Below are 20,944 nucleotides of genomic sequence, written 5' to 3'. Positions count from 1 at the left end.
GAATAGGCGGCAGGCCTCAGGGCGTACCGGACTGCTTGCGCATCAGGTCCTCGAAGTCCCCGGTGTCGGACTGCGGGGGCCGCTCGGCCCGGACCGCCACGCCGTAGTCGGTGTAGTGCGCGGTCTGGGTCATCAGGCCCGTGGCCATCCGCGCCTTCTCGACCTTCTTGACCAGCAGGTTCCGCTGGTCGACCCAGATGTCGACCGTCTCGGTGGTGACACCGGCCTCGGTGAGCTGCTTCCGCAGGCCGGCGTCGGCGACGTCGGCCGCCGCCACGGTGCCGGACCAGTGCGTGGCGGTCCGGCCGCGGACGGACTCCTCACCGACCTTCCTGACGTCGCCGGAGGACAGCAGGAGCTTCACGGACTGGTTGGGCGTCGTGCTGCGCATCTGGTCGCCGAGCCGGCCGCCCGAGCCGCCGGTGAGGACTTCGAGGTCCTCGTAGGCGTACCGGATCCAGTGCTTGCCGCCGGCCTGGTCCGCGAACTTCTCGCCCATCCGCGCGTAGTAGGCGTCGGGCAGGTAGCGGGCCTCCATCGAGGTGCTGCCGAGCCGGCGCATGGTGTCGGCCATGGTGCCGCCGGTGTAGGTGATGGTGAGGGTGCCGGTGATGCCGTCGCTCCAGCCGAGGGTGCCGGCGGCGGTCATGGACATCAGGGAACCCATGGTCGTCGTGGACTCGACCCGGGCGGACTCGGCCTGCTCGGTGGCCCGTTCGGCCGAGCGCAGGGCCGCCGGGGACCGGTCGCGCCCGGCACGGTCGTTCCGGCCGGGGCGGTCGGAGGAGTCCTGAGAGGTGCAGGCGGCCACCCCCGTCAGCGCGGTCGCCACGAGCACCAGGCCCACGCGGCGCACGGTCGTGCCCTGCATACGTCCCCCCGTTCGCATCCGGTTCCCGCACGTTAACCCAGGCCACCGGCGTACGTACCGGAAAAGGGAACGGGCCCCGCACCTGTAAGAGGTGCGGGGCCCGTGACCGGTTGGGTGAGCCGTCAGGCTCAGACCGCAGCCGGGTCCTCCTCGACGAGGAGGTTGCGGGTGCGGTTGGAGTCGACCGGAATGCCGGGGCCCATCGTGGTGCTGATGGCGGCCTTCTTGATGTAGCGACCCTTGGCGGCGGACGGCTTCAGACGGAGGATCTCCTCCAGCGCCGCGCCGTAGTTCTCCACCAGCTTGGTGTCGTCGAACGACGTCTTGCCGATGATGAAGTGCAGGTTCGAGTGCTTGTCGACGCGGAACTCGATCTTGCCACCCTTGATCTCGGTCACGGCCTTGGTGACGTCGGGGGTGACGGTGCCGGTCTTCGGGTTCGGCATCAGACCACGCGGACCGAGCACACGGCCGAGGCGGCCGACCTTGCCCATGAGGTCCGGGGTGGCGACGACGGCGTCGAAGTCCAGACGGCCCTTCGACACCTCGTCGATGAGCTCGTCGGCGCCGACGATGTCGGCGCCCGCGGCACGAGCGGCCTCGGCACGGTCACCGGTCGCGAAGACCAGGACCCGGGCGGTCTTACCGGTGCCGTGCGGGAGGTTCACGGTGCCACGGACCATCTGGTCGGCCTTGCGCGGGTCGACACCCAGACGGAAGGCGACCTCGACGGTGCCGTCGAACTTGGTCGTGGAGGTCTCCTTGGCGAGACGGACGGCCTCGAGCGGGGCGTAGAGCTTCTCCCGGTCGACCTTGGCGTCCGCAGCGCGAAGGGACTTGCTGCGCTTGCTCACTACTGCTCCTGTGGATTCTTAGGAGTCGTGGTCCGGGCCGAGCAGGCCCTGCCACTTCTGCTGATGGAGTTGGGGCTCAGCCCTCGACCGTGACGCCCATGGAACGGGCGGTGCCGGCGATGATCTTCTCGGCGGCGTCCAGGTCGTTGGCGTTGAGGTCGGGCATCTTGGTCGTGGCGATCTCACGGACCTGGTCACGCGTGATCTTCGCGACCTTGGTCTTGTGCGGCTCGCCCGAGCCCTTCTCGATGCCGGCGGCCTTCAGGATCATCTTCGCGGCCGGCGGCGTCTTGGTGATGAAGGTGAAGGAACGGTCTTCGTAGACCGTGATCTCCACCGGGATCACCCAGCCACGCTGCGACTCGGTCGCGGCGTTGTAGGCCTTGCAGAACTCCATGATGTTCACGCCGTGCTGACCCAGCGCGGGGCCGACCGGCGGGGCCGGGTTGGCGGCACCGGCCTGGATCTGGAGCTTGATGAGCCCCGTGACCTTCTTCTTCTTGGGAGGCATGTGCTCTCTCCGGGTCCTAGTGAGAGTTTTTCAGCCTCCGAACCGGATCATCCGGATGGAGGCATACCGCACAACGATAACGGGTATCCATGTGCGGCCAAAAACCGAGCAGGTCAGACGGGCTGTAAGGCCCGTCTGACCTGTTCGGAAGCGGTGCGTCCAGAAGCGGTTAGTTCTTCTGGATCTGGTCGAAGGAGAGCTCGACCGGCGTCTCGCGGCCGAAGATCTCCACGAGGCCCTTGACCTTCTTCGAGTCCGGGTTGATCTCGTTGATGGTCGCCTGCAGCGTGGCGAACGGGCCGTCGGTGACGGTGACCGAGTCGCCCACCTCGAAGTCCAGCACCTGGACCTCGACCTTGCGCTGCGGAGCCGGCTTGCCCTCGGCCTCGGCGGCCTCGCGGGCGGCCTTCTCCTCGGCCTCGGGGGCGAGCATCTTGACGATCTCGTCCAGGGTCAGCGGGTACGGGTCGTAGGCGTTGCCCACGAAGCCGGTGACGCCGGGGGTGTTGCGGACGACGCCCCAGGACTCGTTCGTCAGGTCCATGCGGACGAGGACGTAGCCCGGAAGCTTGTTCTGCTTGATCGTCTTGCGGTCGCCGTTCTTGATCTGGACGACCTCTTCCTGTGGCACCTCGGCCTGGAAGATGTAGTCCTCGACGTTCAGCGAGACGGCGCGCTGCTCCAGGTTGGTCTTCACGCGGTTCTCGTAGCCGGCGTAGGTGTGGATGACGTACCACTCGCCGGGCAGGATCCGCAGTTCCTCGCGGAGCTTCTCGATCGGGTCGCGGTCGTCCTCGGGCTCTTCCTCGAGTTCTTCCGCGGCCTCTTCGTCGTCCTCGGTCTCCGCCTCGGCGGCGTCGTCCGCGACGGCGTCGGCAGCCTCGACCTCGGCGGAGGCCTCGGTGTCCTCGCTGTCCGCGCCCTCGACGGTGTCGAGCTCGTCCTCGACGGACTCGACAGGCTCGATGGCGTCGTTCACGTTCGGGTCAGACACGGTGGCTGCTTCTTCCTGGATACATAGGGGTGGAACATGCGAAAGGAGCGCCGGGTACCTCGGCGCTCTTCGCGGACTGCTCAGCCGAACACGTACTTGGCGGCGTTGCTGAGCCCATAGTCAATCACGGTGACCAGGCCGATCATGATGACGACGAAGACGATCACCACGGTCGTGTAGGTCGTCAGCTGGTTGCGGCTCGGCCAGACGACCTTGCGCAGTTCCGCGACGATCTGGCGGTAGAAGAGGGCAAGGCGCTTCAGCGGGCCCTTTTTGCCGCGCTTGCCGCCCTTGCGGGTCTTCTTCGACTCCGGCGCCTCGTCCTGGGCATCAGGCATGTCGATGGAGCCCACGGCGTCCGTCACTCGTCCTCACCTGATTCCGGGTCGTGGCCGTGCCGCGCCCGGTCTGAGCCGCACGGCGGTGCATTGCTGTACGTACATGCGCACACATCCTGGCGAAGGTGTGTGTAGCAGGGCCGGAGGGACTTGAACCCCCAACCGCTGGTTTTGGAGACCAGTGCTCTACCAATTGAGCTACGACCCTTTGTGTGTCCCCCAACGTACCGCATCCATCCGAATGCTTGGTGTGCACCGAACGGGCGCGGCCTGCTGAAGGCCAACGAGGTGAGAGTGTACGTGCTCGGCGGCCGGTCGTCGAACAGAAAGGGCGCGGCGCAGGGCTCGTTGGCGGAAGATCGCCTCGGGAGCGGGGGCCGGACTGACGTGAATCCGCTGAAGATCGCCCAGGCTGTGCAGGCGATCCGCACTGTTGTTCAGGGGTTTGCCCGACGTTGTTCAGTCTGTGAAACCCCCGTGCCGCGCGCGTTTCCGGTCTGAAACGATGGGGCCCATGAGCGCTGCAACCCCTCCCACCGAGCGCCGGGTCTCCGCCCGAGTCGGCGCGATCTCCGAGTCCGCCACCCTCGCCGTGGACGCCAAGGCCAAGGCCCTCAAGGCCGCAGGGCGGCCGGTGATCGGCTTCGGCGCCGGTGAACCCGACTTCCCGACCCCGGACTACATCGTCGAGGCCGCGATCGAGGCCTGCAAGAACCCGAAGTTCCACCGCTACACGCCGGCCGGCGGCCTGCCCGAGCTGAAGGCCGCGATCGCCGCGAAGACTCTGCGCGACTCCGGCTACGAGCCGGACGTCTCCCAGATCCTGGTCACCAACGGTGGCAAGCAGGCCATCTACGAGGCCTTCGCCGCGATCCTCGACCCGGGTGACGAGGTCATCGTGCCCGCGCCGTACTGGACGACGTACCCGGAGTCGATCCGGCTGGCCGGGGGTGTCCCGGTGGAGGTCGTCGCCGACGAGACGACCGGGTACCGGGTGACCGTCGAGCAGCTGGAGGCGGCCCGTACGAAGAAGACGAAGGTCGTCCTCTTCGTCTCCCCGTCGAACCCGACCGGCGCGGTCTACAGCGAGCACGAGACCGAGGCGATCGGCCGCTGGGCCGTCGAGCACGGTCTGTGGGTGATGACCGACGAGATCTACGAGCACCTGGTCTACGGCGACGCCTCGGCCGTGTCGCTGCCGGCGGTGCTGCCCGAGCTGCGCGACAGGTGCGTCGTGGTCAACGGTGTCGCCAAGACGTACGCGATGACCGGCTGGCGTGTGGGGTGGATCATCGGCCCGAAGGACGTCGTCAAGGCCGCGACGAACCTTCAGTCGCACGCCACGTCGAACGTGTCCAACGTCGCCCAGGCCGCCGCGCTGGCCGCCGTCTCCGGTGACCTGGACGCCGTCGCGACGATGCGCGAGGCGTTCGACCGGCGCCGCAAGACCATCGTGCGGATGCTGAACGAGATCGACGGCGTGGTGTGCCCGGAGCCGGAGGGCGCCTTCTACGCGTACCCGTCGGTGAAGGAGCTGGTCGGCAAGGAGATCCGGGGCAAGCGGCCCAAGGACACCGTGGAGCTTGCCGCGCTGATCCTGGAGGAGGCCGAGGTCGCGGTCGTACCGGGTGAGGCCTTCGGCACGCCGGGCTACCTGCGGCTGTCGTACGCGCTGGGTGACGAGGATCTGGTCGAGGGCGTGAGCCGGATCCAGAAGCTGCTGGCGGAGGCGCGGGACTGACGTCCGCTTCGCCGGTCCTCCGGCTCGGGGCACATGCCGTTTTCGGTATGTGCCCCATTTGTTTGTGCGAGCAAGACCACGAAAGGGGAAACGGCTACCGGGACGGCCGGGACGTACGGCAGGATCCTGGGATGGAGCGTGTACGTGATGTCTCTGAGCTGCCGAAAGCCCATCTGCACCTGCACTTCACCGGGTCGATGCGGCCCTACACCGTGCTGGAACTGGCCGACAAGCACGGGGTGCGACTGCCCGACGCGCTGACCGAGGCGCTGGCCGGCGGGGAGCCGCCGAGCCTGCGGGCGACGGACGAACGGGGTTGGTTCCGCTTTCAGCGGCTGTACGACGCGGCTCGCTCGTGTCTCCAGGAGCCGGAGGACATCCAGCGGCTGGTGCGGGAGGCCGCGGAGGAGGATCTGCGGGACGGGTCGGGGTGGCTGGAGATCCAGGTCGACCCGACGTCGTACGCGCCGCGGCTGGGCGGGCTGATCCCGGCGCTGGAGATCATCCTGGACGCGGTGGAGACGACGTCGCGGGAGACCGGGCTCGGGATGCGGGTGCTGGTCGCGGCGAACCGGATGAAGCACCCGCTGGACGCGCGGACGCTGGCGCGGCTGGCGACGCGGTACGCCGACCGGGGTGTGGTCGGCTTCGGGCTGTCGAACGACGAGCGGCGGGGCATGGCACGGGACTTCGACCGGGCGTTCGCCATCGCACGGGAGGCCGGACTGCTGTCGGCGCCGCACGGGGGTGAGCTGGCGGGCCCGTCCTCGGTGCGGGACTGTCTGGACGACCTGGGGGCGAACCGGGTGGGGCACGGGGTGCGGGCGGCGGAGGATCCGCGGCTGATGAAACGGCTGGCGGACCGGCAGGTGACGTGCGAGGTGTGTCCGGCGTCGAACGTGGCGCTGGGCGTGTACGAGAAGCCGGAGGACGTGCCGCTGCGGACCCTGTTCGAGGCGGGCGTGCCGTTGGCGCTGGGCGCGGACGATCCCCTGCTGTTCGGGGCACGTCTCGCCGCGCAGTACGAGATCGCGCGGCGGTATCACGGGTTCACGGATGCGGAGCTGGCGGAGTTGGCCCGGCAGTCGGTGCGGGGGTCGGCGGCGCCGGAGGATGTGAAGACGAAGCTGCTGTCGGGGGTGGACGACTGGCTGACCGCGTAGCTCGCCTCGTCGCCTGACGCGGGGGGGGCGGGTCGGGGCCGTCCCGCCTGGCGGCGGGCACTCGTGCCGCTGGGCGCGGCACGGGTGGGCGCAGCCGCACGCCGCGCCGCCGGGCCGCGGACCCACCGACCTCGGCGGCGACGCGGGTCGGGGCCGTCCCGCCTGGCGGCGGGCACTCGTGCCGCTGGGCGCGGCACGGGTGGGCGCAGCCGCACGCCGCGCCGCCGGGCTACGGACCCACCGACCTCGGCGGCGACGCCGGGTGCCTACAGGCTGACCCCGACCGTCACCGGCTCGTTGACCAAGGTGATGCCGAAGGCCTCGCGGACGCCCGTCACGACCTCGCGGGCCAGGGTGAGGAGGTCCTCCGTCGTCGCGCTCCCCCGGTTGGTGAGCGCCAGGGTGTGCTTCGTGGAGATGCGGGCGGGGCCGTCGCCGTAGCCCTTGGTGAAGCCCGCCTTGTCGATCAGCCAGGCCGCGGAGGTCTTGGTGCGGCCCTCACCGGCCGGGTACGCGGGCGGCTCCACCCCGTCGCCGAGCCGCTCTCGCACGCGCGCCCGGAACGTCGCGAAGTCCGTGTCCGTGAGGATCGGGTTGGTGAAGAAGGACCCGGCCGACCAGGTGTCGTGGTCCTCGGGGTCCAGGACCATGCCCTTGCCGGCGCGCAGCTTGAGCACGGTGTCGCGGGCCGAGGCGAGGGGGACGCGGTCGCCCGCTTCCACGCCGAGGGCTCGGGCCGTCTCGGCGTACCGGAGGGGCGCGGAGAGGCCCTCGGCGTCCTCCAGACGGAAACGGACGCGCAGGACGACGTAGCGCTCGGGGTCGGACTTGAAGCGGCTGTGGCGGTAGGAGAAGGCGCAGTCCTCGTTGGCCAGGGTGACCGTCTCGCCGGTGTGGCGGTCGTAGGCGACGACCTCGGTGATCGTCGAGGACACCTCCTGGCCGTAGGCCCCGACGTTCTGGATCGGTGTCGCGCCCGCCGAGCCGGGGATGCCGGCCAGGCATTCGATGCCGGCCAGGCCCGCCTCGACCGTTCGGGCGACGGCGTCGGTCCAGACCTCGCCCGCGGCCAGCTCCAGCGTCGTGCCGTCGAGGGTGAAGCCCTTGGTGGCGATGACGAGGGCGGTGCCCTCGAAGCCCTTGTCGCCGATGACCAGGTTCGAGCCGCCGCCGATGAGCAGCAGCGGGGTGCCCGCCTCGTCGGCTTCGCGGACGGCGGCGATCACCTCGTCGTCCGTCGTCGCGGTGACCAGCCGGGTTGCGGGGCCGCCCAGGCGGAAGGTCGTCAACGGGGCGAGGGGGGCGTCGTGGAGTTCCTGCACGGGCCCAAGACTACGAGACGGCACTGACCGGTCGGGCACGCGTGCGTGCGGCCCCGTTCCGGCGAACGGGGCCGCACGCACGCGTGGTGGCCGTCAGGACAGTCGGCGGAGCGCCTCCGACCAGGAGAGCGGGAGGTCCTCACTGTTCACCTGCCAGGTGGTGAAGGCCGAGTCCTTCATCTGCGGGGCCAGGCCCCGGGAGGCGGGGCCGTGGGCACCGGCGCGGACGAAGGCGTGGAGCGCGTCCTTGGACTCCCAGGCCGACAGGGTCCAGAAGGTCCGCTTCAGGGGCTGCGCCTTCAGGGTCGCCCCGTAGGCGCCGGGGCTGCGGCGGACCTGCCGCCAGACGGCGGGCGTACCGGCGAGGAACCTGAGGGCGCCCCACAGGGTGCGGGTCTCGAAGCGGGAGGCGAAGACGTGCACCTCGGTGTCGCGGGGCGGGGTGTTCGGGACGGTCCAGGGAAGAGTGGGCATGGCCGCTTCTCCTTGCTCGGGTTCGTCGGGTCAGGGGGAGACCGTCTCCCGCACCGGTGCGGGTTCGGCCGTACGCGCCTGCCGTTCGGTGCGCCGCCGGGTCGGAATCAGCAGGGCCGCGATGCCCGCGAGGGCGACCACCGCGGAACCCGTCACGAGGGCCGGCCGCATGCCGTCGACGAAGCTCTGGCCGGTTTCGTAACCGCCCTGGGCCGCGAAGATCGACGCCATGACGGCGATGCCGAGCGCCCCGCCCACCTCGCGCAGGGCGTTGTTGGCACCGGAGGCGATGCCCTGCTCCGAGGGCCGCACGCTGGACATCACCAGATGCGAGGCGGGGGCGAAGAACAGCGCCATGCCGATGCCGCTGATGATCAGGGCGGGCAGCTGGGCGGTGTAGGAGGCGTCGGCTGTGGCGACCACCGCCATGTAGCCGAGGCCGAGGGCCTGCAGGAAGAGGCCCGCGGCGACGACCGGGCGGCCGCCGATGCGGTCGGCCAGGATGCCGGCGACGGGGGCGACGAGCATCGGCATGCCGGTCCAGGGCAGCATCCGGAGGCCCGCCTCGGTGGGCGAGTAGCCGAGGACGCCCTGCATGTACTGGCTGAGCAGGAAGATCGAGCCGAACATGCCGAGGAACATCAGCAGGCTCGCCGCGTTGATGCCGGCGAAGGCCCGGGAGCGGAACAGCCGCATCGGGAGCATGGGGTTCTTGGCGCGGGTGCTGTAGAGGACGAAGCCGGCGAGCAGGGCCGAGCCCGCGAACAGGCCCGTCAGGACGAGGGAAGAGGTCCAGCCGTCGGCCGGGCCGCGGACCAGGCCGTAGACGATGCCGAAGAGGCCGCCGCTGGCGAGCAGGGTGCCGGGGACGTCGAGCGGGGCTCCGGTGCCGTGGGACTCGGCGAGTCGCAGCCGGGCGAGCGGCAGCAGGACCAGGCCCAGCGGGACGTTCAGCCAGAAGATCCACTGCCAGGAGATGTGTTCGGTGAGAGTGCCGCCGACGAGCGGCCCGGAGGCCACGGCGAGTCCGTTGACGGCGCCCCAGATGCCGTAGGCCATGCCGCGCTTGGCGGCGGGCACGGCGGCGGTGAGCAGGGTGAGCGTCAGCGGCATCATCACGGCCGCGCCGGCGCCCTGGACCGCGCGGGCGGCGATGAGGGAGTCGATGCCGGGCGCCATGGCAGCCGCGGCGGAGGCGCCGGTGAAGACGGCGATTCCTGCGATGAACAGCCGGCGGCGGCCGAAGCGGTCGCCGAGGGCGGCGCCGAACATCAGCAGGACGGCGAAGGTGAGCGTGTAGGCGCTCACGGTCCATTCCAGGTCGTGCAGTCCTCCGCCGAGGTCCTCGCGGATGGAGGGCAGGGCGGTGGTGACGACGAGGTTGTCGAGGGCCGCCATGAATCCGGCGACGCTGGTGATGACGAGGGCCCAGGCGGCTCCCCCGCGATGTGCGGTCTGCTGTGACATCTCTCCCCCAGAGAGGTGATTCGCTTGAGCGATTAGTTATTGATCACTAACTTTCGCGGACAGGGAAAGGCGCGTCGATGCGCCCTTCCCCCTCACGCCTCCAGCCGGCCCGTGTGCTTCGCCGACGGGTACAGCCCTTCCCAGACGCGGTGCTCGGGAGGGAAGCCCATCCCCAGCAGACAGTTGATGAGCATCCCGTACGCCAGGAAGGTCGTCGTCTCTTTGGCGTCGGCACCCAGCGGCACATGGACGGTGTCCCACAGGCGCATCCAGCCGGCCCGGACCGACTCGCCGAACTCGTGGTCGCCCTCCTGCTCGGCGGCCGCCACGGCGACGTACATCTGCATCTGCATCATCAGCCGCTCGGGCCGTTCCGCGATGACCTTGGTGTACGCGTTCGCCATGGCGTGCTGAGCCTCTTCGCCCTCCAGGCCCTCGGCGGCCTCCTCGAAGGTACGGATGGACTCCTCGACGCAGCGCTGCGCCGCCGCCAGGAAGATCGCCTTCTTGCCCGGGAAGAGCCGGAAGAGGTACGGCTGCGAGACGCCGACCCGGCGGGCGATCGCCTCGGTGGAGGTGCCGTGATAACCGCCACGGGCGAACTCGGTCGTCGCCGCCCGGATCACGCTCTCGCGCCGCTCTTCCGCACTCATCCTTGCCATGCCCTCGAAGTTAGTGCTCAATCACTAACCATGTCAAGCGAAGGTCCGGGCACCCTATGCGTAAGGGGCGCCCCGCAGTGGAGAGCGCCCCTTACACCGTGTCGCGGCCGGTCTCAGGCCAGTCGGACAACCGCCCTGGACATGCCCAGCACCTTCTGCCCGGCGCTGGTCGCGGTCAGGTCCACGCGGACGGTGTTGTCGTCGAGCTTGGCGGCGACCTTGCCGGCGACCTCGATCACGGCTCCCTGATCGTCGTTCGGGACGACGACCGGCTTGGTGAAGCGGACGCCGTACTCGACGACCGCACCCGGGTCGCCGGCCCAGTCGGTGACCACGCGGATCGCTTCGGCCATGGTGAACATGCCGTGCGCGATGACGTCCGGCAGGCCGACCTCCTTGGCGAACTTCTCGTTCCAGTGGATCGGGTTGAAGTCGCCGGAGGCGCCCGCGTACCGGACGAGGGTCGCGCGGGTCACGGGGAAGGTCTGGGCGGGCAGCTCGGTGCCGACCTCGACGTCGGAGTAGGAGATCTTCGCGGTCATGTCGCTCACGCCCCCTCGGCCGCGCGGGCCACGAGCTTGGTCCAGGCGGTCACGACGTGCTCGCCGGCCTCGTCGTGCACCTCACCGCGGATGTCGACGATGTCGTTGCCCGCGAGGGATTTGATCGCCTCGATCGTCGAGGTGACCGTGAGCCGGTCGCCGGCGCGGACCGGACGGCGGTAGGCGAACTTCTGGTCGCCGTGCACCACGCGGCTGTAGTCCAGGCCCAGCTGGGGGTCCTGAACGACCTCGCCCGCGGCCTTGAAGGTGATCGCGAAGACGAAGGTCGGCGGGGCGATCACGTCGGGGTGACCGAGTGCCTTGGCGGCCTCCGCGTCCGTGTACGCCGGGTTGGCGTCGCCGACCGCCTCGGCGAACTCACGGATCTTCTCCCGGCCCACCTCGTAGGGCGCGGTGGGCGGGTATGTCCGCCCCACGAAGGACTGGTCGAGCGCCATGGCTCGGTACCTCCTGGTAGCTCTACTGACCGGTACGGGTCCCTCAACGACGCGAGGCCGCCCCCGATCACTCGGGAACGGCCTCGTGTACGAGCCTGTTTTTATCGCGTTTCGCGATGCGCGGTGTGCGCATTGCAACGCGGGCAGTGCTTCTTCATCTCAAGACGATCCGGGTTGTTACGCCGGTTCTTCTTGGTGATGTAGTTCCGCTCCTTGCACTCCACGCAGGCCAGCGTGATCTTCGGGCGGACGTCGGTGGCAGCCACGTGAGTGCTCCTAAGACGAACGGATGGACTGTTTAACGCAAGAAGAGTAGCCGATCGAAGGACCGACCCCGCAATCGGCTACTGTCAGTAGCGGTGACCGGACTTGAACCGGTGACACAGCGATTATGAGCCGCTTGCTCTACCGACTGAGCTACACCGCTTTGATGTGGTCCGGACCCCGCCTCGCGACGGGAGCCAGTCACACCAGAGCCCCAAAACGGAATCGAACCGTTGACCTTCTCCTTACCATGGAGACGCTCTGCCGACTGAGCTATTGGGGCGAGCGATGAAGACATTACACGCTCGGCCGCCGTTCGCCCAAATCCGTTTCGAGGCACCCACCCCGGGCGCCCGGACCGTCCTCCCGGCAGCCTCGTCAGTGCCTCCCGTCGCGTGAGCGGACCACGCCGGTACGACTATTGCGCTCCTCCCCGTCCCCGGCGGGAGGCCGTCCTAGGCTCGTCTCACTCTGCGTGATCACGCGTCCTCCCGCGCGCAGCCCGAGCCCCTGGAGTGCGATGCCCGACAGCCGGCCGCAGCCACCACCGCCCCCGTCGTCCTCGCCGGGTCCGGCCGACCCGTCGTCGCTGCTGCTGTGCGGAGCTCGGCTCACCGACGGCCGGACCGTGGACGTGCGGCTGGGCGGCGGGCGCATCGAGGCGGTCGGCACGGCCGGCAGTCTGGGTGCGGGCGCGACGCGCGCGTGCGGCGCGCGGGTGGACCTCAGCGGCTATCTGCTGCTGCCGGCCCCGGCCGAGCCGCACGCCCACGCCGACACGGCCCTGTCGGCCGACACCGAGGGGCCCGTCTCGTACGAGCCGCAGGACGTACAGCGCCGGGCCACCGAGGCCGCCCTGCTCCAGCTCGGGCACGGGGCGACGGCGACGCGGGCGCACGTGCGCGTGGGGGACGTCCAGGGGCTCGGCGCGCTGGCGGCCGTTCTCCAGGCGCGGCGGGCGCTGCGGGGGCTGGCGGAGCTGACGACGGTGGCGATGCCCCGGGTGCTGACCGGGGTGGCCGGTGCGGACGGGCTGGCGATGCTGCGGGACGCGGTGAAGATGGGCGCCTCGGTGGTGGGCGGCCGGCCGGACCTGGACCCGGATCCGGCGGGGTACGCGGAGGCGGTCCTGGAGGTGGCCTCCGAGCACGGCTGCCCCGTCGACCTGCACACGGACGCCGGGGACCCGGCCCGGCTGGCCCGGCTCGCGGCGATGGCGGGCGGACTGCGCCCCGGGGTGACCCTCAGCCCGTGCGGCGACCTCGGCCGGCTGCCCTCCGACGTGGCCTCGCGCACGGCCGACCAACTCGCGGCGGCCGGGGTGGCGGTGGTGTGCCTGCCGCAGGGCGGCTGCGGTGGCGTCGACCGGCGCGGGGCCGCTCCGGTACGGCTGCTGCGTGCGGCCGGGGTGCGGGTGGCCGCCGGGAGCGGGGCGCTGCGGGACGTGTCCAACCCGGTGGGGCGCGGTGATCCGCTGGAGGCGGCCTTCCTGCTGGCCTCGCGCCACGGGCTGTCGCCCGAGGAGGCGTACGACGGGGTGAGTTCCTCGGCACGGGCGGTGCTGGGGCTGCCCGAGGTGCGGGTGGAGGCGGGTTTTCCGGCCGAGCTGCTCGCGGTGCGCGGGGACCGGCTCGCGGGGGTGCTGTCCCTGGCGTACAGCCGGATCGTCGTGCACCGGGGGCGCGTGGTGGCGCGGACCAGCGCGGTGCGGGAGTACTGCAGTTCGGCGGCCTCGGTGGAACTGGGGCTGCCGCGGCAGGGGCGGGGCGAAGTGCCGTGAGGCCGGTGGCGGGGCGGGGCCGGTGTCGTGCGGCGCACGGTGCCGTCCGGGCGTACGGTCGAAGACATGCGCATTGTCATTGCTGGTGGTCATGGTCAGATCGCGTTGCGGCTGGAGCGGCTGCTCGCCGCGCGCGGGGACGAGGCAGCGGGAATCATCCGCAAGCCCGAGCAGGCCGACGATCTGCGGCAGGCCGGTGCCGAACCGGTCGTGCTCGACCTGGAGTCGGCGTCCGTGGACGAGGTCGCGGAACGGCTGAGGGGTGCCGACGCCGCCGTCTTCGCGGCGGGCGCGGGCCCGGGCAGCGGGGCGACCCGCAAGGACACGGTGGACAAGGCCGCGGCGGTCCTCTTCGCGGACGCGGCGGTGCGGGCCGGCGTACGGCGGTTCGTGGTCGTGTCGTCCATGGGCGCCGACCCGAGCCACGAGGGCGACGAGATCTTCGACGTGTACCTGCGCGCCAAGGGCGAGGCGGACGCGTACGTGCGCGGGCTGGACGCGCTGGACTGGACGATCCTGCGTCCCGGCCGGCTCACCGACGACGCCGGTACGGGTCTGGTGCGCCTGGAGGCGCGGACGGGCCGCGGTCCGATTCCGCGGGACGACGTGGCCGCGGTGCTGGCGGAGCTGGTGGACACCCCGGCGACGGCCGGACTCACCCTGGAGCTGATCAGCGGGTCCGCACCGGTGTCCGTGGCGGTGAAGTCGGTGGCCGGGAACTGAGGTTCGCTGCCGGTCGCTCGACGGGGTTCAGAACAGCGGCAGTTGGCCGGGGAAGTCCGGGACCGTGTAGCCGTCGAGGGACGGTTGCTCGGGGCCCGGGCGGGCCTGGCGGCGGGAGCCCGGGCACGAGGTGAGTTCGCCGTGCTCGCGGGCGCCGGGCGGGTCGTGGCGCGCGTACCGCCCCGCGACGACGGCGATCTCGCGGCGGCACTCGGGGCAGATCCTGCGGCGGGAGGACATGGAGTCAGTGTGCCGCGCGAGCGGCCCGGCCACGCCTCTCCCCTGCGGGAACTGCCCTTTCCGTGGCGGCAGGGCAGGCGGGGGGCGCGCTCACCCCGCACGCCCCCGCCCCGGCCGGACCACCGGGGCCTCTCAGCCGGTTGCCCTTCCGAACCACCTCGGCAGCCGGTCGAGCAGGTCCTGCTGGTCGTCGCCGGCCCAGGCCACATGGCCGTCCGGTCGCAGCAGCACCGCGGGCACGTCGAGTTCCACACTGACGTCGACGACGTGGTCGACCCGGTCCGCCCAGCCCGCCGGAGACAGTCCGCCGGTCTGGTCGAGCAGCAGTCCTCGACCACCGCGCATCCGCTCGTAGAGGCGGCCCCGCCGCAACCGCACGTCGCGCAGCCGCCGTCCGAGCAGTTCGTGGCCCTCGCCGAAGTCGTAGCGGACGGCGATCGCGGTGGTCTTCTCGATCAGGTACCGGTTCACCTCCTCGAAGTCCATCAGTTCCCCCATCAGCCGGCGCACGGCCCGCGGTCCCGGTTCGGGCGACAACAGGTGCATCTGCGCACGGGTGTTGTCCAGCACGGCGGCGGCCACCGGGTGGCGTTCTCGGTGGTAGCTGTCCAGCAGTCCCTCCGGTGCCCAGCCGCGCACTTCGGCGGCCAGTTTCCAGCCGAGGTTGAACGCGTCCTGGATACCGAGGTTGAGACCCTGCCCGCCGGTCGGCGGGTGGACGTGCGCGGCGTCGCCGGCCAGCAGGACCCGGTCGACGCGGTAGCGCTCGGCCAGCCGTGTGGCGTCACCGAAGCGGGAGAGCCAGCGCGGCGAGTGCACGCCGAAGTCGGTGCCCGCGAACTTCCGCAGCTGCCGCTTGAACTCCTCGAAGGTCGGCGGAACCGTGCGGTCCTCGGCCACTCCCTCGGCGGGCACGATGACGCGGTACACCCCGTCCCGCACGGGCATCGCGCCGAACCGGAAGTGCGTCTTGCGGACTTCGGCCATCACGGCCGCCAGTTCCTCCGGCGGCGCGGCCGGCTCCATCTCGCCCAGCAGCGTCTCGACCCTGGAGGGCTCACCGGGGAAGCCGACGCCGAGCAGGTTGCGCACCGTGCTGCGGCCGCCGTCGCAACCGACGAGGTAGCGGGAGCGCAGCCGCGTGCCGTCGGCCAGCTCGGCGGTCACACCGTCGCCGTCCTGGCTCAGCCCGGCCAGCGCGCAGCCGCGCCGGATCTCGGCTCCCAGCTCGGCGGCATGCTCGGCCAGCAGACGGTCGGTGCGAGGCTGCGGGATACCGAGGACGTACCCGTGTGCGGTGTCGAGCCGGTCGGGCGGCGGCTTGGTGAGGCCGGCGAAACCGCCGACCGGGTGCGTGCTGCCCTCGGCGAGGAAGCGCTCCAGCAGACCGCGCTGGTCCAGCACCTCGATGCTGCGCACGTGCAGACCGAGCGCACGGACGTACGGGGCCGGCTCCGCCTCCTTCTCCAGCACGAGCACCCGCACGCCGTGCAGCCGCAGCTCCCCGGCCAGCATCATTCCGGTCGGACCACCGCCGACGATGATCACATCGATCAAGGCATCCCCCATTTTCGCCGGTTTCCGGCTTCAGGCCGAAGATTCTGCGGCACTCCGGGGGCCTTGCCGCAAGGCCCCCCATGCGCTATATGTTGAGAGTGGCAAGGAGCAGTGGCTCCCTGCCTTTCTTTTTGTCATCTCGGCGACCTGTGTGCCTTTTCGCGTGGGCGGGTGTTCCCGTCGCTTCGTATACGCGATTTCCCAGATGATCGTGCGCATGGGATCACGTGTTTCCGAGGTGGAACTTCCGCCTCTTTTCTTCCCACTGGAATCCGCCATTCACCCGCGTGTCCGCCAGGCCGAGAAACGCGCTGAGGAATGGATCCGCGACAGCGGCATGTGCGCCACCGCGGAGGAAGAAGCCTGGGTCGTCGCCACGGACAGCGGCGTTGTCCGACACGGTGATACCGGTGTCCGCCGCCTGAGCCGCCGGCGCGTTCAGCACCGAAAGCCCCAGCGCCCCCACGAGCGTGGCCACCGCGACGGTTCGTCTGCCTGTTTTCATTCACACCTCATCAGGAGGATGCCGTTACAAGAGGCGGCAGCCTATCTGACGCGTCCATGCCGTCCGGGCGACGGCCGGACGGCATGGACGGCAGACTTCGACATAACGAAAACCCCCTCTGATCAGTAAGCAACCTGATCAGAGGGGGTCTTCCCCAGTGTGGCGGCGCCAGGATTCGAACCTGGGAAGACTGAGCCGGCAGATTTACAGACCGCGCGGCTCACCGTCCTCTGCCAGCCAAGACGCCATAGATCAACCGTTGCACCCCACGCCTGCCCCACGACGCTTGATGGCCAGGCAGGGGTGTTGCCAATGTCGCCCACCCACGGAGTCAACGACAAGTGCCTCATCGGGGCCGCACACTCACTTGTAGGGTGCATGCTCATCACATCTTCTTCACGAGGGGCTTCCGTTGGACGAGGGCAAGACGGCGAGGCGAGTGATCATCGATCCGGCGTTGCCCGAAAAGGAACAGCGATCGCTTCGGCGCATCTCCGGATTTTGGCTCCCGGCAGGCGACCGCGGTCCCCGGCCGGAGCAGGAGTCGATGGATGCCCGCATGGCCGCTGAGGCGAGTGCCCGCGCTATTGAAGACCGATCGGGCGGAGACCTTCGGGCAGGTCGGTATGGGCCTCGCTAGTGCAGTCGCCGCAGTGCTTGCCGGTAGCGCACTTATGTGGCTGCCCGGACTTTTCCTTGCATCCCTCTTCAACTGGTGTGCAGCAATCGCCTTCATCGTCTCGGCGTGCTCGTTGGCCTGGTCCATCTTCTGGGGCGTCTTGTATGTGTGGGAGATACGGCGCCCCCTCAAGATCGCACGCGAGCGAAGTGGGCACTACGTGTGCTTGTGCGACGTGGTGGGGTCCGAGGGGAGGCTGTTGCGGCAGGCTGTCGCCGCCTACGACACCGTCATGGAGTCCGCTGCACGACGCGAGGGGGTCCTCGACTCGACACGTATACAGGCAGAACTGCCGCAGCTGCTATGGGAGGTTGCTGCTCGTGCGCAGGCGACCTCACGTATAGCGGTGCGGCATGAGATTTTTGAGGCTCGTGGCAACGCTGTCGCCAACGAAGTGCTGGCCCGTCGAGCCGAGGTCCTAGTAGACGGCCGGGCTGCCTTGGAAAGGAGCGTGACCGCCCTAGAGCAGTACGCGTCGCGGGTTCGCACATTTGATGAGCTCATTGCCGTGCGCGATGAGCCAGAGCGGGAGGAGAAGTTGGCGCCTACGTACATGGACGTGCTCTCCTCACCGACGGCGAGCACGAGCACAGACGTCGTGTATGCCATCAGCAACGAGGCCCAGGCGACTGCCGAGGTCCTAGCCGATATCCTGCGAAATCACTACGCTGGCGAAACCTCTCAGCGCTCTGGTGAGGACGGCCAACGAAGCACGCAGCCCTAGTGTTGCCGCACCGACGCAAGCGCGCCGCTGCCTGAGCGACGAGCCGGGGGCTGATGACGAAGATGTCGGACGTGCAGCGACCGACCCCGCACAGCCCCGAGTTGGCCTTCACGACTGCCCAACGTCCCTGCCCCGCAGATCAGTACGGGAGAAACCCCCGGGCGCGTGTCAGTGGTCATGCATAGCATCCGTCGTATGGAACTTGGGGACTTCCTCTACAAAGTCGGCTCCACATACGTCATCGATGACGACAAAAAGGTCAGCAAAGACATCGCAGATCTGCTCCGGGCCGCTCCCGAGGAGATCGGGCACCTGGCACCTGCTGGATACATCGTTGAGGGAAGCCCGGGCAAAGGCAACGCCGCCACATGCCCATAAGTTTCCTTCTTCGACCCTGATGAGACCAGGACGGCACAGCGGGGCATGTACCTCGTCTACCTGCTAGCTGAAGATAGAAAGACCTTCGCACTCAGCCTCAACCAGGGCGTCACCGAGATCACCGACGCCCTGGGAGCTCATGAACGCGCCCCCCATAAAGGTCGGTCGAGTCGGAGAGGAGTCGGTCTTCCTCGCAGACAGCGGATCGAGCGGCACGGTGTACGGCTACAGCAGATCCGGCACCATCATCGCCAGAGTCACAGTGGAGGACGCGGGCGCGGATCCCACAGACGCCCATGACGTGCTGGCTGCCACCATCAAACGACTCCAGCAGGTCCAGGCAGGCCAGCGGGCCACGGCGACGGCGCCCGAGATCGCCGCACTGGAACAGACCCAGCGCTAGTGGCGTGCACCTCAGGGTTCGTCGTCGTTGGCGGATGCCATGGCCGTTGGCGACGTCTTCCCCATCACCCCGCTCCCTACCCTGGCAAGACTCCCCCATTCCAGTAGAGGGGCCTTGGGGATCGAAGCTGCACCCACGCGAGCACCCCGGAGTCCGCGTACCTGGCTCTTCCTGTTGCGATCGTTGGGCCAAGCAACCTGCGGCACACCAACGCGGGGGCGCTACCTCCAGTTGCGCTAAGTAGAAGAAGCCGGAGTCTCATCACTCTCCACGGGGGGACCTGAGACGATGAACGTGTGTAGCTCCCGCCCCTCAGGCCAGCGGCCAAGTATCTGATCGACGTAGGCATCGCGCACAGGAAGAGCCTCAGAACGTAGAAAGGCGCCGAGGCAGGCAATACTGTCCGCGCACAGAGCCATTCCATGCCCGCGCCGTTCGACGTCACTACGGGAATCGCCGACCGGCCCGACCTGCGTATACAAGGCGTTGACAGTGAGTCGGGACCGGAGTTCGGCATCGGGCAGCCACTGCGAGTGCAACTGGATCGTTGCATGGTGCTGCTGCAAGGCCCTCCGGTAGTCGCGCTGCTCCTCCTCCGCGGCACCGTACGAGCCCAGTCGCAGGCTGTGTTGCATAGCCAGCAGCTCGCCCAGGATCTTTTCTGCTGCTGCAACCGCTTCGCCCCGCAGCCTCGCGGCCCTTGCTTCCCGGGCGCCATGTCGTTGCTGATACACGACCCCGCCGAACGTAGCGCCAGCACCAGCTCCAACACCAATCAGCCCTACCAGCGCACTGAGCACCGATGCGTCCATCCGAGGATGGTCGCATCGAGGCTGAGAGCAGCTCATCGAAACCCGAAAACCAACAACCGAAGACCTGCCATGAGAGCCGGCCCCGGACCGAGCGAGCAGCTTTACAGCTCGCGGGGTGCAACCGGCTCCATCGGGGCACATGCAGTGCGAACAAAGCCTCCCCCATCCGTGCCCCACGCAGTCCCACTGTTTCACCCAGTCGGTGCTGGAACGAAGTAAGCAGCAGAGAGAACGGGCGGACCAGCCGCCAGTGCGGCCTCATAAGCCTCGTCCATCAACTCGACGAACCTGATTCCGCGCGCATCCCCCGCAGCCACAACATACCGACGCCAGCCGTTCGAGCGTCCCGCCCAGTGCATGCGAGCACACTCGCCCTGAAAATGGCGTTCAAGTAGTCCGCGCACGCCTTGCTCGCCTACTCGGCCAAGACGGAACTCTGCATCCCAACTCGTCACGATCAGGTGAGTAAACATCAACTGTCGTGCCCGATCCATGGTCAATTCAGTAGTTGGGGGTTCCCAGCACACCATGAACTCAGGATGCTCAAGAGTGACGAGCAACAGTTGGCGGTGCCAAGACCTCTGTGCCTCCTCACTGGCGGTCCTGGTCTGACGGGCTTGATAGGTAAGTGACGCGACAACTCCGAGTAGTGCAGCAGCCGAGAAGAGGACGGAAAGCGCTCCATAAGTCTGGCTGACTGCGCTGAGCCGCTCCCAGTCGTCGTGGGCTACAAGCGCACGCTCCAGCAGTACGGGTGTGAACAAGATCAGAAGTAAGATCACCATCGTGACCGCAGTCCAGACTGCCCACTGCCGCGCCTTCAACCGACTAGTCATCGCGCTCTCCCCCACAGGTCGCTACTGAAGCAGGATCGGCCTTCCCCACATGACCAGCAAGACCGCCTAGCGGCGCTGCTGGTGTGCAATAAGACGTCTACTTGCAACTACTATCCTGCGCCTCCACACTGCGGCCCTCCCCCCTCAGTTGTCCTGAGACGCCGAACCACGAGTGCGCGGCATACATCCTTTACATGATGAGCACTAGGAACGTCCGGCTCCTTGAGCACCCCGGCATCGCAGCAGTGTGGCGGGCAACGAGGGCTGGGCCGGGTCCCCGTCCGCCGTGGCCGCCGGCCTCGCCTTAGGTCGGCCGGGGCCCGCGGCTCGTGGGCTCACCCCGGCCGGCCTCCCGTGCTTCTACATCGCCTTGGAGGTCTGTCGTCAGCAGCTTTACAGGGGGCCCAGTTCACCTGCGCTAAGCGGTTTGGACACGGGGTGTCCCCCACGCCCTCCCCCGAGGTCACCGACCCTTCAGCGCTGCTGCGTCGGTACGGCCGTGTACAGCAGTCGGAGACCGTGCATAGCGGCATGGAACGCAGCCGCGATCTCGCGCGCCCTCTGCTCAGTCTCGATCGCCCACATGGAGATGTAGTCAGGTGCAATGTTGGCCTGCGTCACCGCGTCCGTGAGCACCAAAGTCTCA

General features: G+C 69.0%; 24 protein-coding genes, 3 tRNA genes and 1 pseudogene. 8 read left to right on the top strand and 20 right to left on the bottom strand.

Going from position 1 to position 20,944, the window contains the following annotated elements; all coding sequences use genetic code 11:
• Window positions 1-16: 16 nt before the first annotated feature.
• The 6 genes from ACFY9E_RS25035 to ACFY9E_RS25010 form a co-directional block, all read right to left on the bottom strand.
• A complete protein-coding gene (locus ACFY9E_RS25035) occupies window positions 17-871 on the bottom strand; it encodes a hypothetical protein (RefSeq protein ID WP_390987691.1) in 855 nt (284 codons plus the stop codon).
• Between the two features lie 128 nt (window positions 872-999).
• Window positions 1,000-1,725: a 50S ribosomal protein L1 gene (gene rplA / locus ACFY9E_RS25030; RefSeq protein ID WP_283973860.1), complete on the bottom strand. Its 726-nt coding sequence runs from the start codon at window positions 1,723-1,725 to the stop codon at window positions 1,000-1,002.
• 76 nt (window positions 1,726-1,801) lie between these two features.
• Window positions 1,802-2,236 carry a 50S ribosomal protein L11 gene (gene rplK, locus ACFY9E_RS25025; protein WP_003992325.1) on the bottom strand — a complete coding sequence of 145 codons (435 nt, stop codon included), beginning with the start codon at window positions 2,234-2,236 and terminating at the stop codon, window positions 1,802-1,804.
• Window positions 2,237-2,405: 169 nt separating this feature from the next.
• Window positions 2,406-3,230, bottom strand: a complete 825-nt coding sequence (gene nusG / locus ACFY9E_RS25020; RefSeq protein WP_390987689.1) for a transcription termination/antitermination protein NusG — start codon at window positions 3,228-3,230, stop codon at window positions 2,406-2,408.
• A gap of 80 nt (window positions 3,231-3,310) precedes the next feature.
• Window positions 3,311-3,595 carry a preprotein translocase subunit SecE gene (gene secE, locus ACFY9E_RS25015; protein WP_388247536.1) on the bottom strand — a complete coding sequence of 95 codons (285 nt, stop codon included), beginning with the start codon at window positions 3,593-3,595 and terminating at the stop codon, window positions 3,311-3,313.
• Window positions 3,596-3,703: 108 nt separating this feature from the next.
• Window positions 3,704-3,776 (bottom strand) — tRNA-Trp (locus tag ACFY9E_RS25010).
• 306 nt (window positions 3,777-4,082) lie between these two features.
• Here ACFY9E_RS25010 and ACFY9E_RS25005 point away from each other — a divergent pair.
• Window positions 4,083-5,309, top strand: coding sequence for an aminotransferase class I/II-fold pyridoxal phosphate-dependent enzyme (locus tag ACFY9E_RS25005; protein ID WP_390987687.1), 1,227 nt, complete (start codon window positions 4,083-4,085; stop codon window positions 5,307-5,309).
• A gap of 131 nt (window positions 5,310-5,440) precedes the next feature.
• Window positions 5,441-6,472 (top strand): adenosine deaminase, encoded by a 1,032-nt coding sequence (locus ACFY9E_RS25000; protein WP_390987685.1) that lies wholly within the window; start codon window positions 5,441-5,443, stop codon window positions 6,470-6,472.
• 266 nt (window positions 6,473-6,738) lie between these two features.
• Here the strand turns inward: ACFY9E_RS25000 and ACFY9E_RS24995 are convergent, their stop codons facing one another.
• The 9 genes from ACFY9E_RS24995 to ACFY9E_RS24955 all read right to left on the bottom strand — a co-directional run bounded on the left by ACFY9E_RS24995 (window position 6,739) and on the right by ACFY9E_RS24955 (window position 11,944).
• The gene (locus ACFY9E_RS24995) at window positions 6,739-7,794 is read right to left on the bottom strand and encodes a UDP-N-acetylmuramate dehydrogenase (RefSeq protein WP_390987684.1); all 1,056 of its coding nucleotides are present in this window, start codon (window positions 7,792-7,794) and stop codon (window positions 6,739-6,741) included.
• Between the two features lie 93 nt (window positions 7,795-7,887).
• Window positions 7,888-8,268: a DUF3291 domain-containing protein gene (locus ACFY9E_RS24990; RefSeq protein ID WP_390987682.1), complete on the bottom strand. Its 381-nt coding sequence runs from the start codon at window positions 8,266-8,268 to the stop codon at window positions 7,888-7,890.
• Window positions 8,269-8,298: 30 nt separating this feature from the next.
• Window positions 8,299-9,735: a DHA2 family efflux MFS transporter permease subunit gene (locus ACFY9E_RS24985; protein ID WP_390987680.1), complete on the bottom strand. Its 1,437-nt coding sequence runs from the start codon at window positions 9,733-9,735 to the stop codon at window positions 8,299-8,301.
• A gap of 92 nt (window positions 9,736-9,827) precedes the next feature.
• Window positions 9,828-10,397, bottom strand: coding sequence for a TetR family transcriptional regulator (locus tag ACFY9E_RS24980; protein WP_390987678.1), 570 nt, complete (start codon window positions 10,395-10,397; stop codon window positions 9,828-9,830).
• A 113-nt stretch (window positions 10,398-10,510) separates the two neighbouring features.
• A complete protein-coding gene (locus tag ACFY9E_RS24975; RefSeq protein WP_031141254.1) occupies window positions 10,511-10,939 on the bottom strand; it encodes a MaoC family dehydratase in 429 nt (142 codons plus the stop codon).
• Between the two features lie 5 nt (window positions 10,940-10,944).
• On the bottom strand, window positions 10,945-11,397 hold the full coding sequence (locus ACFY9E_RS24970; protein ID WP_390987677.1) for a MaoC family dehydratase N-terminal domain-containing protein: 453 nt from the start codon (window positions 11,395-11,397) through the stop codon (window positions 10,945-10,947).
• A gap of 101 nt (window positions 11,398-11,498) precedes the next feature.
• On the bottom strand, window positions 11,499-11,663 hold the full coding sequence (rpmG, locus tag ACFY9E_RS24965) for a 50S ribosomal protein L33 (RefSeq protein ID WP_003948671.1): 165 nt from the start codon (window positions 11,661-11,663) through the stop codon (window positions 11,499-11,501).
• Window positions 11,664-11,751: 88 nt separating this feature from the next.
• A tRNA-Met gene (locus tag ACFY9E_RS24960) sits at window positions 11,752-11,824 on the bottom strand.
• A gap of 47 nt (window positions 11,825-11,871) precedes the next feature.
• Window positions 11,872-11,944: transfer RNA gene (locus tag ACFY9E_RS24955), tRNA-Thr, on the bottom strand.
• 237 nt (window positions 11,945-12,181) lie between these two features.
• On the opposite strand from ACFY9E_RS24955, the gene ACFY9E_RS24950 reads away from it, so the two are divergent.
• The gene (locus ACFY9E_RS24950) at window positions 12,182-13,441 is read left to right on the top strand and encodes an amidohydrolase family protein (RefSeq protein ID WP_390987675.1); all 1,260 of its coding nucleotides are present in this window, start codon (window positions 12,182-12,184) and stop codon (window positions 13,439-13,441) included.
• Window positions 13,442-13,507: 66 nt separating this feature from the next.
• The gene (locus tag ACFY9E_RS24945) at window positions 13,508-14,164 is read left to right on the top strand and encodes an NAD(P)H-binding protein (RefSeq protein WP_390987673.1); all 657 of its coding nucleotides are present in this window, start codon (window positions 13,508-13,510) and stop codon (window positions 14,162-14,164) included.
• Between the two features lie 27 nt (window positions 14,165-14,191).
• Here the strand turns inward: ACFY9E_RS24945 and ACFY9E_RS24940 are convergent, their stop codons facing one another.
• The 3 genes from ACFY9E_RS24940 to ACFY9E_RS24930 form a co-directional block, all read right to left on the bottom strand.
• Window positions 14,192-14,404 (bottom strand): hypothetical protein, encoded by a 213-nt coding sequence (locus tag ACFY9E_RS24940; RefSeq protein ID WP_283973871.1) that lies wholly within the window; start codon window positions 14,402-14,404, stop codon window positions 14,192-14,194.
• A 132-nt stretch (window positions 14,405-14,536) separates the two neighbouring features.
• A complete protein-coding gene (rox, locus tag ACFY9E_RS24935; protein ID WP_390987671.1) occupies window positions 14,537-15,961 on the bottom strand; it encodes a rifampin monooxygenase in 1,425 nt (474 codons plus the stop codon).
• A gap of 223 nt (window positions 15,962-16,184) precedes the next feature.
• On the bottom strand, window positions 16,185-16,466 hold the full coding sequence (locus ACFY9E_RS24930) for a hypothetical protein (protein ID WP_390988406.1): 282 nt from the start codon (window positions 16,464-16,466) through the stop codon (window positions 16,185-16,187).
• Window positions 16,467-17,017: 551 nt separating this feature from the next.
• On the opposite strand from ACFY9E_RS24930, the gene ACFY9E_RS24925 reads away from it, so the two are divergent.
• The 4 genes and pseudogenes from ACFY9E_RS24925 to ACFY9E_RS24910 all read left to right on the top strand — a co-directional run bounded on the left by ACFY9E_RS24925 (window position 17,018) and on the right by ACFY9E_RS24910 (window position 18,650).
• The gene (locus ACFY9E_RS24925) at window positions 17,018-17,869 is read left to right on the top strand and encodes a hypothetical protein (RefSeq protein ID WP_390987669.1); all 852 of its coding nucleotides are present in this window, start codon (window positions 17,018-17,020) and stop codon (window positions 17,867-17,869) included.
• 195 nt (window positions 17,870-18,064) lie between these two features.
• Window positions 18,065-18,247 carry a hypothetical protein gene (locus tag ACFY9E_RS24920; RefSeq protein ID WP_390987668.1) on the top strand — a complete coding sequence of 61 codons (183 nt, stop codon included), beginning with the start codon at window positions 18,065-18,067 and terminating at the stop codon, window positions 18,245-18,247.
• Between the two features lie 45 nt (window positions 18,248-18,292).
• Window positions 18,293-18,337 (top strand): annotated as a pseudogene (locus ACFY9E_RS24915) (hypothetical protein); the annotation flags it as partial.
• A 49-nt stretch (window positions 18,338-18,386) separates the two neighbouring features.
• Complete coding sequence (locus ACFY9E_RS24910) at window positions 18,387-18,650, top strand: hypothetical protein (RefSeq protein WP_390988404.1); 264 nt, start codon at window positions 18,387-18,389, stop codon at window positions 18,648-18,650.
• A gap of 236 nt (window positions 18,651-18,886) precedes the next feature.
• Here ACFY9E_RS24910 and ACFY9E_RS24905 read toward each other — a convergent pair whose 3' ends face one another.
• Together ACFY9E_RS24905 and ACFY9E_RS24900 are read right to left on the bottom strand one after the other, a co-directional pair.
• A complete protein-coding gene (locus ACFY9E_RS24905) occupies window positions 18,887-19,462 on the bottom strand; it encodes a hypothetical protein (RefSeq protein ID WP_390987666.1) in 576 nt (191 codons plus the stop codon).
• Between the two features lie 191 nt (window positions 19,463-19,653).
• Window positions 19,654-20,298, bottom strand: a complete 645-nt coding sequence (locus tag ACFY9E_RS24900; RefSeq protein ID WP_390987665.1) for a DUF6082 family protein — start codon at window positions 20,296-20,298, stop codon at window positions 19,654-19,656.
• Between the last annotated feature and the right edge of the window lie 646 nt (window positions 20,299-20,944).

It is taken from the genome of Streptomyces sp. NPDC012466, from assembly GCF_042955215.1.
Classification (GTDB): Bacteria; Actinomycetota; Actinomycetes; order Streptomycetales; family Streptomycetaceae; genus Streptomyces.
This window is presented reverse-complemented; position numbering and strand designations above follow the sequence as displayed.